The sequence below is a fragment of the Streptomyces sp. NPDC004126 genome, from assembly GCF_050275515.1.
Lineage (GTDB): Bacteria > Actinomycetota > Actinomycetes > Streptomycetales > Streptomycetaceae > Streptomyces.
The window spans coordinates 1-9,752 of sequence record NZ_JBNNPF010000014.1 but is presented as its reverse complement, the minus strand read 5'-3'; the positions used below and the strand labels follow the sequence as shown (position 1 = coordinate 9,752).

Genomic DNA, 9,752 nt, shown 5'->3' with positions numbered 1-9,752 from the left:
CGCCGGCACCGCCGGCACCGCCGGCACCGCCGGCACCGCCGGCACCGCCGGCACCGCCGGCACCGCCGGCACCGCCGGCACCGCCGGCACCGCCGTTCCGGCCCGGAGTCCGTCCACCCCTACGCCGGTGCGAGGCCGTCGAGCGCCGGGCCGGCGGCTGCGGCCAAGGCCTGCTCCCCCGCCCGGAGGGAGTCGTACACGAAGTGGACCGACGCGTCCTCGATGCCGCAGAAGCCGGAGATCCCCTCCCGGAGGGTGCGGGCGACGACCCGGTCCCAGCCCAGCTCGGTGAACTGCTCCTCCGTGTAACTGACCAGGCTGATCCACACCATCCGCTTGCCGGCCAGCCGGGGCTTGCTCCGGCCGTACGCGAACCCGTGGTTCCACACCCGGTCGATCCAGCCCTTGAGCACGGCCGGGAGACCGAACCACCAGAGCGGGAAGACCACGACCAGCGCGTCGGCCTCCTCGATCCGCCGCATGTGCGCCCGGACTTCGGGGGAGTAGGCCTTCTCGCGGTCGGCCCAGTCGGGCTCGTCCGCCGGGGTCATGCGGGGGTCGAAGCCCTCCTCGTGCAGGTCGAGGAGGTCCACCTCGAAGCCCTCGTGCACGAGCCTGTCCCGGGTCCGGGCGGTGAGCTGAGCGGTCAGCGAATCGGTGCGGGGGTGCGCCACCACCAGCAGGGCGCGGGCACGGGTCCGTGCCCTGCCGGTGGTGCGCGGGTCCGGGTGCGACATCAGCGGTCACCCAGCCGGACCAGCATCTTGCCGGTGTTGGCGCCGCGCAGCAGACCCAGGAAGGCCTCGGGCGCCCGCTCGATGCCCTCGACGACGGTCTGCTCGGTGTGCAGGCTGCCGTCCGCGAGCCAGCCCGCGGCCTTGCCGGTCCACTCCGGGAAGAGGTCGAAATGGCTGCTGACGAGCATGCCCCGGAGGGTCGCCTCCTGGGCGGCGGCCCGGAAGAGGTTGTCCGGACCGGGTGCCGGCGCGGTCGCGTTGTAGCCGCTGATCGCCCCGACCATGGCGATCCGGCCGCCGGGCCGGATCGCGCCGATCGCCGCGCGCAGGTGGTCGCCGCCGACCGCGTCGAGGTAGACGTCGATGCCGTCGGGCGCGGCCTGGCCGAGCTGCTCGTCGAGGCCGCCGGCCCGGTAGTCGACGGCGGCGTCGTAGCCGAACGCGTCGAGGAGCTTCTTCGTCTTCTCCGGGCCGCCGGCCGACCCGATCACCCGGGAGGCCCCCAGCTTCCGGGCCAGCTGCCCGGCCACGCTGCCGACCGCCCCGGCCGCCGCGGAGACGAAGACGACGTCGCCCTCCCGGACCGGCGCGGTACGGGTGAGTGCGGCGTAGGCGGTGAGGCCGGTGGTGCCGAGGGCGCCCAGGTAGGCGGCGGGCGGAGCGAGCGCCGTATCGACGACGGTGGCCGCGGCCGCGTCCACGAGGGCGTACTCGCGCCAGCCGAGGAAGTGCGACACGGTCGACCCCACGGGCACGGACCCCGCGCGGGAGGCGACCACCTCGCCGACCGCGCTGCCTTCCAGGGCGGCACCGAGCTCGAAGGGCGGGATGTAGGAGGGGGCGTCGTCCATCCGGCCGCGCATGTAGGGGTCGACGGACATCCAGGTGTTCCGGACGAGGATCTGGCCCTCGGCGGGCTCGGGCAGTTCGGTGCTCACCAGGGAGAAGTGCTGCGGGCCGGGCTCACCGGCGGGACGGGCGGCGAGCCGGATCTCACGAGAGGTGACGGACATGGTTCTGGCCTCCGGGCTGTGGGGTCTGAGTTCTGTCTTCGTGGCCGGTCTCGGCCACGGACATCACGATGCGGGGGGCCGCGCACGAACCGCTGACGGTCCGCGCACGGCCGTCCCGGCAGGGCCGTGCGGCCACCGGTTAACGTGATCACATGCTTTTCGAGGTGCTGGGCCCGGTCACCGTCCGAACGGACGACGGAGTACCCGTCCCCGTGCCCGAGGCCAAGGTCAGGGCCCTGCTCGCCGATCTGCTGGTGCACCGCGGCCGGCCGGTGCCGGCGGACCGGCTGATCGACGACCTGTGGGGTGACTCCGTACCCGGAAATCCCGCCAACACCCTGCAGACCAAGGTGTCCCAGCTGCGCCGGGCCCTCGCCAAGGCCGACCCGGCGGCCCGGGCCCTGGTGGAGTTCGGGCCGGCCGGCTACGCGCTGCGGGTGGCCGAGGAGGCGGTGGACGCGGGCCGGTTCGAGGCGCTCGCGGCCCGGGCCCGGCAGCAGCCCGATCCGGCGGCCCGGGTTTCGCTGCTGTCACAGGCCCTGGGGCTGTGGCGGGCGGAGGAGGCGTACGCCGACCAACGCGATGCCGGCTTCGCCCAGGCGGCCATCGCCGGGCTGGCGGAACAGCGGCTCACGGTGTGGGAGGAGTACGCGGAGCTGCGCCTGGAGATCGGCGAACACGCCTTGCTGGCCGACGAACTGGCGGCCCTCGTAGGCCGCAATCCGCTGCGGCAGCGGCTGTCCGCGGCCCTCATGCGGGCGCTCTACCGGTCCGGCCGGCAGAGCGAGGCGCTCACCGTGTACCGGGAACTGCGGGAACGGTTCGCGGACGAGCTGGGCATCGACCCCGGTCCGGAACTCGCCGGGCTCCACGAGGCGATCCTCCGCCAGGACCCGGCCCTGGCCCCTGCCGCGGTGTCCTCCACGCCCGCGGCCGTGCTGCCCGCCTCCGCCTCCGCCTCCGCCCCAGGGCCGCGGATCCGTACGAACCTGCCCGCGCCGGTCAGTTCCCTGGTCGGGCGCGGGGACGAGATCACCCGGGTGTGCGGTCTGGTCCGGGCGGGCCGGCTGGTCACCCTCACCGGGCCCGGCGGGGTCGGCAAGACCCGGCTCGCGCTGGCGGCGGCGTCCCGTCTGGCCGAGCACGGCCCGCAGACCTTCCCCGACGGCGTCTGGTTCGTCGAACTCGCCGGCATCGGAACCGACGCCGAGGCCGTGGAGGCCGTGGCGGCCGCCCTCGGCCTCCGCGACGACGGCACCGCCGGCGACGGCCCGGAAGAACACGGCGGTCACACCGGTCACACCGAGCCCACCAGGCCCACCGGGCGGGCGGCCGAGGAGCGGCTGGCCGGGGCCCTGTCGGTCCGGCGGCTGCTGCTCCTCCTCGACAACTGCGAGCAGCTCATCGAGCCGCTCGCCGCGCTGATGGGACGCCTGCTGAGCCGGGCCCCGGGCCTGCACGTCCTCGCCACCAGCCAGGAGCCCCTGGCCCTGTCGGGCGAGGTCCTGGAGGCGGTGGCCCCGCTCGCCGAGTCCGAGGCCATGGAGCTCTTCACCGCCAGGGCCGCCGCCGGCGCCCCCGGTTTCGCCCTGGAGCCGGAGAACACCGAGGCCGTCGCACTGATCTGCCGCCGTCTCGACGGCATACCGCTCGCCCTGGAACTGGCCGCCACCCGGATCCGGTCGCTCGGAGCGCACGCCTTGGCCGACCGGCTGCACGACCGCTTCCGACTGCTCAACCAGGTACGCCGGGACGCCCCGGCCCGCCACCGCACCCTGCGCGCCGTGATCGACTGGAGCTGGGAGCTGCTGACCCCGCCCGAGCGCACCCTGCTCGGGCGGCTCTCCGTGTTCGCGGGCGGGTTCACGCTGGAGTCGGCGGAATCCGTGTGCGCGGGGGCCGGGACGCCCGCCGACGAGGTCCTCGACCTGCTCGGCCGGCTCGTGGACCGCTCCCTGGTCGTCCCGGCGGCGGGCGCCGCCACCCGCTACCGGATGCTGGAGTCCGTCCTCGCCTACAGCCGGGAACGGCTCGACGAGACGGGCACGGCCGCGGACGTCCGGCACCGGCACGCCCTGCACTTCACCGAACTCGCCGAGCAGGCAGCCCCCTTGCTGCGCGGACCCGCGCAACGCCAATGGCTGCACCGCCTCGACGCCGAGTCCCCGAACCTGCGGGCCGCCCTGGCCTGCGGGCCGTACGGGCTGCGCCTGGTCAACTCCCTCACCTGGTACTGGCATCTGCGCGGCCGGATCGGCGAGGCGGTCCGGTCACTGGACCTCGTCCTCACCCGGCACGACCCGGACGGGGCGGCGGCCGTCCCGGACGGCCCGGACCGCGATCCGGACCACGCCTCCGCCCGGGCCCGCCGCGCCGCGTGCGCACTGCTCACCGGACAGGACGTACCGCCCGCGCAGGACCTCTCCGCCGCGGACCCGCACGCCCGCTGGCTGCTCCTCTTCGCCCGCTGCGGTTTCGGCGGCCCGCCGGAGCAGGAGGCGGACGCCGCCGAGCTCACGGCGCTGGGCGCCGAATTCAGGGCGCTCGGCGACCGCTGGGGGGAGGCCGCCACACTCAGTGCCCGGGCCACGCGCGCCCTCTACCAGGGGGATCTGCCGGCCCTGCGCCGGTACGCCGAGAGCAGTGCCGCCCTGTTCGCCGGGCTCGGGGACCGCTGGGGCGATCTGCAGGCCGCCGAACAGCTCGGAGTCCTCGCCGAGATCGCCGGGGACTACGAGACGGCGGCCCGGCTGCACCGGGACGGCGTACGGGACGCGGAGGAGCTGCGCCTGTGGACCAGCGCCTCCTTCGGCCTGGCCCGGCTGGGCCGGCTCGCCCTGCTGACCGGCGACGACGTGCGGGCCACCGACTTCCACGAACGGGCCCGCAAGCTGGCGGTCGAGCAGGCGCACGCCCCCGCACAGCAGTTCGCGGAGACCGGCCTGGCCCTCGGAGCCCGGCGGCGCGGCGAACTGGACTCGGCGGAAGCCCTGCTGCTGCCCTGGCTGGAGTGGAACCGGCGCCTCGGCGTGGATTCCGGCGCCGCGCTGATCCTGGCGCAGCTCGGCTACGCCGCCGAGCAGCGCGGAGACGCGGAGCGGGCACTGGCCCTGCACCAGGAGGGCCTGGACGCCGCCCGCCGCACCGGCGACCCGCGCGCACAGGCACTCGCGCTGGAAGGTCTGGCGGGCGCCCACGCCCTGGCCGGCCGGTCTGCCCGGGCCGCGTCCCTCCTGGGCACCGCCGCCGCCCTGCGCGACTCGGTCGGCTCCCCCCTGCCGGCGGGGGAGCGCACCGACACCGACCGCACGGCGGCCCTCGCCCGAAGGGACCTGGGCGCACCGGGCTTCGAGACCGCTTTCGCGTCGGGCCGCGAGCTGTCCCCCGAGGCGATCCGGTGAGGCGCGGACACCCCCGGGCCGCGTCCGTGCTCGCCGCCCCCTGACAGGAAGGCCCGGCCACCGCCTCTCGGACGGCGGTGCGTCCCGGGGAGCTCCGTGGGTCCAGCAGCTGCGACCTGCGCCGGTTCGCCGCGCACGGATTCATCCAGGAAACCGATGACAAGGGGGTCCTGCGGTGATGCTTCGCCCGTCCCCGCAGGTCGAGTATCCGCAATTTGCCCGATTGTTGATGTTTTCGTGGCGCGGTGGGCGGCTGCAGATTAAAGGCCTTGACAGGCCTGCTTGATGATCGTTAGCGTGATGCTCGTTATTCGCTCGACCAGGCTTGAATAACATTAAACGGGGGGCATTCGTGCCATTTGCTGGAACAGCTGGTGTGGTTTCTTGGGGTATCGAGACAGGGGAGCCGGCGACCTTGTCGCTCTCTCCGGTAGGCGGGATATCGGAGGCGTGTGAACAGCTTTCATCGATGATGGCGGAGCTGCGGGTCGCCCTGCGTACGCACGGTGCGATTTTCATCCGCGGCCTTCCTGTTTTCGATACCGAAAGCTTCGGCAGGGTGCGCGATGTGCTCATCCCGCAGCAGACGCCCTATCGCGAAAAGGCGACACCGCGGAGCGACTACGGTAATTCTGTCTATTCCTCGACAGACCTTCCGGCCTCGCAGGCCATACGAATGCACAACGAGAACAGTTACACACTCGATTTTCCGGGGACGCTGCTGTTCGGGTGCCTCGCTGCGCCCGCCGAGGGCGGAGCCACCCCGGTCGCCGATGTACGGCAGGTCCTCCGCGGCATCCCTCCTCGGCTTCTGGACCGCATGCGCGAGCACGGCTGGCTGCTCACCCGCAACTACTCCGAGTACATATCTCTCGACTGGAGAACCTCCTTCGCGACCGAGGATCCTTCGGCTGTCGAGGAATACTGTGCACGGAATCTCATTTCGTGGGAGTGGAAAGAGGGCGACCGCCTGGTGACCCGGCAAGTTCGTCCAGGGATCATCGAGCACCCGGAGACCGGCGAGCAAGTCTGGTTCAATCACCTTGCCTTCTGGAATTCGCTCTCGCTCGACAGTGATATTCGCGAAGCTTTGGTCGAGGAGTTCGGCCGGGACGGGCTGCCGTTCAACACGGCTTTCGGTGACGGGCTGCCACTCACTTCGGACGAGTTGGATGCCGTCAATTCTGCATACGAGGCTGCGACGGTTCGGAAGTCCTGGCAGCCGGGTGATGTGATGCTCGTGGACAACATTCTGGCTGCGCACGGTCGTGATCCCTTCCGTGGCGACCGAAAGATCGTGGTGGCCATGGGTGACCCGGTTTCCTTGGACCATTGCAAGCCGAGCCCGCTTCCGGCGCCGGCTTCGCCGTTCACGCCAAACGTGTAACTGCTGCACATTATCCGGAACCGTTCAGGGGGAAATTCTGCATGAGTGAACCGCCCGTAGATGTGTTGGAACGATTCAATCGGATCGTGGCGGCAGCGCCGGAGCGGATCGCGGTTCACGCGATCGGCGGTAAGCTCAGTTTCACCGAACTCGACCACCTTTCATCGCGCCTTGCCCGGATTCTGCGAGGGCGAGGGCTTGAGCCCGGGATGAGAGTCGGCGTGAGCCTTCCCCGGAGCACCGACCTCGTCGTCGCGCTGCTGGGTGTCTGGCGGGCGGGTGGCGTCTACGTGCCCCTTGACCCGTCCTACCCGCAGGAGCGGCTGGCCGGCGCGGTGAAGGGGGCTGAGATCCGCCTGGTGGTCAGCGATCAGGCCTCCCTGTCGTGGGCCGAGGGGGTGCCCCTCGTGTCGCCGGAAGCGGCGAGGATGTCCGAGGACGACCGTCCTGTTCCGTGCTTGAGCACGACGCCGTACGACGCGGCGTACGTGATCTACACATCCGGTTCCACGGGGCGGCCCAAGGGCGTCCAAGCCACGTGGGGTGGCGTGGAGAGTTTGATCGCGGCATTGGAAAACGCCGGAGTATATGCGCCGGAGCCCCGTGTCGTCGGGTGGAATGCCAGTGTTTCCTTCGACGCGTCCGTGCAGCAATGGGTGCGGGTCTGCAGGGGTGACACCCTGGTTGTCCTCGACGAGGAGCATCGGACTGATCCGGCGCGGCTGCGGTCGCTCATCGACACCTATGGGATCGAAGACCTCGACCTCACTCCGTCCCATTGGGAATTGTTCCGTACGTGCCTCCTCGCGGACGGCTCGGGCGGACCGGTCATGCGGCTTTTCATGGGCGGCGAACCGGTGCCCGACCGCGTGTGGCAGGAGATCGCCGAGGCGAAGGCGGACGGCAAGATCGAAGCCCTCAACCTTTACGGCCCGACGGAGTGCACAGTCGACGCGACTGCCGCCTGGATCGAGAGCGGAGGACCCCATATCGGTCGGCCGCTCCCCGGAAAGCGGGCCTATGTGCTCGACCGGAACCTTCGACCGGTCCCCGAGCACGAGATCGGCGAACTCTATCTCGCGGGCAGCGGTGTGGCCCACGGCTACGTCGCCCAGTCGGCCCTCACCGCGGAGCGATTCGTCGCAGACCCGTTCAGCGCAGACGGATCGCGTATGTACCGGACGGGCGACAATGTCCGGAGGCGTGATGACGGCGTTCTGGAGTTCATGGGAAGATCCGACCGGCAGGTGAAGGTCCGCGGCTACAGGATTGAGCTGGGAGAGGTCGAAGCCGCCGTGTGCGCGCACCCGGAAGTGAAGACCGCTGTTGTCGTCGTGCGAGACGACGAGGTGCTCGACGACCGACTCGTGGCCTATTACGTCGCAGATCTCGTGCCGTCATCCACGGAACTCCGGGACCATTGTGCGACAGTGCTGCCCGCTTACATGCTTCCAACGGATTTCGTCCACATCGATTCCATTCCCTTGACCGTCAACGGAAAGATCGACCGGGACCGCCTGCTCGCCCTGCACACGGTGGAGACCGGCGAGGGAGTGGAACCCGACGGCCCGGTGGAGAAGCTGATCGCCGACGTCTGGGCCGAAGCACTGGGGAGGGATCGGATCAGCGCCGACGACGACTTCTTCGCCCTCGGCGGACACTCCCTGATCGCCCTGCGACTCGTGTCCAGGATCAAGAAGGAACTCGGGGTGCGACTTCCCGTCAAGGCGGTCTACCAGCACCCCCGACTGCGTGATCTGGCCCAGCACGTCGAAGCCAGTATTTGCTAACTTTCTGCGCACTATAAGGAATTCGCGCCATGGCAGCGGAACAAGACACCACAGTCGTAAGGTCCCGCCGGACGAGCAATCCAACGCGAACACTCGTTTGTCTCGGATTCTGCGGTGGCGGCACCGGCCCGTATCACGCGTGGGGCGATGTCGTCCCGCCGGACGTCGACCTGGCGGCCATCTGCTATCCGGGTCGAGACGGACGCTTTCTCGAGGATTTCGCCCAGAACTGGGATGAGCTCGCGAACGATGCGACCGAGGCCGTGCTGTCCGCGGCGACCGAGGGTCCCTACGTCCTGTTCGGCCACAGCATGGGAGGCTGGATGGCCTTTGATGTCGCTGTCCGCATCGAGAAGCAGGGCGGGCCCGTTCCCGAGGCCCTGGTGGTCTCGTCCGCGAACGCGCCGAGTCGCGGGTTGACGGTCAAGGACATGTTCCCGGACCGGCGGGACACGGACGAGCAGCTGCTCACCTGGATGCGCACCCACGGCCTGATGCCCGAGCACGTCCTGCAAGACCCCGACCTTCAGGAAATGGCCCTGGAGCTGATGCGCGCGGACATCCGCGTGCGGGACACGTTCGCCTACCGGCCCGGCGACCGGGTCAAGACGCCACTCCAGGTGATCACCGGCGAGAACGATGACGTGATCGCCTCGGATGCCGGGCAGCAGTGGAAGGGCCTCGCCCTGGGGGACTTCCGCCACGACGTCCTGCCGGGCGGCCACTTCTACACCCCCGAGATCTGGCGTCGCCTCCCGGTGTCCATTCCGGCGCTGACCGCCCCCAAGACCTCTAGGAGCGAAGCTCGATGACGAACCCCTTCGAGAAGGAAGACGGCACATTCCTCGTGCTGGTGAACGCCGAGGACCAGCACTCGCTGTGGCCCGCCGAGAACGCCGTGCCCGGCGGGTGGAACGTCACCTTCGGACCGGACGGCCGGCAGGCCTGTCTCGACCACGTGGAACGGCACTGGACCGACATCCGTCCGTCCAGCCTCCGCGCTCGCTGAAACCGCACCCACCGGCATGCCAGGAGTAGTACCACCGTGAGCCAGCCTCAAGAGACCAGTCCGCACCCTCCGCTGTCGTTCGCCCAGCAGCGCCTGTGGTTCCTGGCCTCTGCCGACAATGCGGTCCTGTACAACCTTCCGATTGCCTGGCGGCTGAGGGGCGCGACGGACACCGCGTCGCTGCGCGCGGCGCTTGCCGACGTCGTCACCCGCCACGAGAGCCTGCGGACGGTGTTCCCCGCCGTCGAAGGGCAGCCCCACCAGCGGGTCATCGAAGAATCCGCGGCACACGTCCCCTGGGCCGTCATCGAGTGCACGGCCGCGGAGCTTTCCGCGGCTGTGGAGGAGGAGGCCCGGCGGCCGTTTGATCTCGGGTGTGAGTTGCCGGTGCGGGCGTCGTTGTTCGTGGTGGGTC

At 70.6% G+C, this 9,752-nt stretch carries 8 protein-coding genes; 6 read left to right on the top strand and 2 right to left on the bottom strand.

Annotated elements, in window-relative coordinates; genetic code table 11:
- Nucleotides 1-119: 119 nt before the first annotated feature.
- Complete coding sequence (locus tag ACQKM2_RS15475; RefSeq protein ID WP_427709959.1) at nucleotides 120-737, bottom strand: NAD(P)H oxidoreductase; 618 nt, start codon at nucleotides 735-737, stop codon at nucleotides 120-122.
- Nucleotides 737-1,750, bottom strand: a complete 1,014-nt coding sequence (locus tag ACQKM2_RS15470) for an NADP-dependent oxidoreductase (RefSeq protein ID WP_427709955.1) — start codon at nucleotides 1,748-1,750, stop codon at nucleotides 737-739. The genes ACQKM2_RS15475 and ACQKM2_RS15470 overlap by 1 nt, the downstream gene beginning before the upstream one ends.
- A gap of 152 nt (nucleotides 1,751-1,902) precedes the next feature.
- On the opposite strand from ACQKM2_RS15470, the gene ACQKM2_RS15465 reads away from it, so the two are divergent.
- The 6 genes from ACQKM2_RS15465 to ACQKM2_RS15440 all read left to right on the top strand — a co-directional run.
- Nucleotides 1,903-5,151 (top strand): AfsR/SARP family transcriptional regulator, encoded by a 3,249-nt coding sequence (locus tag ACQKM2_RS15465; protein ID WP_427709953.1) that lies wholly within the window; start codon nucleotides 1,903-1,905, stop codon nucleotides 5,149-5,151.
- A 469-nt stretch (nucleotides 5,152-5,620) separates the two neighbouring features.
- Nucleotides 5,621-6,538: a TauD/TfdA family dioxygenase gene (locus ACQKM2_RS15460; RefSeq protein ID WP_427709951.1), complete on the top strand. Its 918-nt coding sequence runs from the start codon at nucleotides 5,621-5,623 to the stop codon at nucleotides 6,536-6,538.
- 41 nt (nucleotides 6,539-6,579) lie between these two features.
- Complete coding sequence (locus ACQKM2_RS15455; RefSeq protein ID WP_427709949.1) at nucleotides 6,580-8,328, top strand: non-ribosomal peptide synthetase; 1,749 nt, start codon at nucleotides 6,580-6,582, stop codon at nucleotides 8,326-8,328.
- Nucleotides 8,329-8,357: 29 nt separating this feature from the next.
- Complete coding sequence (locus ACQKM2_RS15450; protein WP_427709947.1) at nucleotides 8,358-9,140, top strand: thioesterase II family protein; 783 nt, start codon at nucleotides 8,358-8,360, stop codon at nucleotides 9,138-9,140.
- The gene (locus tag ACQKM2_RS15445; protein WP_427709946.1) at nucleotides 9,137-9,337 is read left to right on the top strand and encodes an MbtH family protein; all 201 of its coding nucleotides are present in this window, start codon (nucleotides 9,137-9,139) and stop codon (nucleotides 9,335-9,337) included. Before ACQKM2_RS15450 ends, ACQKM2_RS15445 begins: the two co-directional genes overlap by 4 nt.
- 36 nt (nucleotides 9,338-9,373) lie before the next feature.
- Nucleotides 9,374-9,752: condensation domain-containing protein (locus tag ACQKM2_RS15440; protein WP_427709944.1), on the top strand; the 379-nt coding region annotated here is incomplete at its 3' end.

Bases quoted from the DNA above. Each gene is read 5' to 3' on its own strand.
- ACQKM2_RS15460 (WP_427709951.1), top strand. From the start codon at position 5,621: ATGATGGCGGAGCTGCGGGTCGCCCTGCGTACGCACGGTGCGATTTTC.
- ACQKM2_RS15455 (WP_427709949.1), top strand. From the start codon at position 6,580: ATGAGTGAACCGCCCGTAGATGTGTTGGAACGATTCAATCGGATCGTG.
- ACQKM2_RS15475 (WP_427709959.1), bottom strand. From the start codon at position 737: ATGTCGCACCCGGACCCGCGCACCACCGGCAGGGCACGGACCCGTGCC.
- ACQKM2_RS15465 (WP_427709953.1), top strand. From the start codon at position 1,903: ATGCTTTTCGAGGTGCTGGGCCCGGTCACCGTCCGAACGGACGACGGA.
- ACQKM2_RS15450 (WP_427709947.1), top strand. From the start codon at position 8,358: ATGGCAGCGGAACAAGACACCACAGTCGTAAGGTCCCGCCGGACGAGC.
- ACQKM2_RS15445 (WP_427709946.1), top strand. From the start codon at position 9,137: ATGACGAACCCCTTCGAGAAGGAAGACGGCACATTCCTCGTGCTGGTG.
- ACQKM2_RS15470 (WP_427709955.1), bottom strand. From the start codon at position 1,750: ATGTCCGTCACCTCTCGTGAGATCCGGCTCGCCGCCCGTCCCGCCGGT.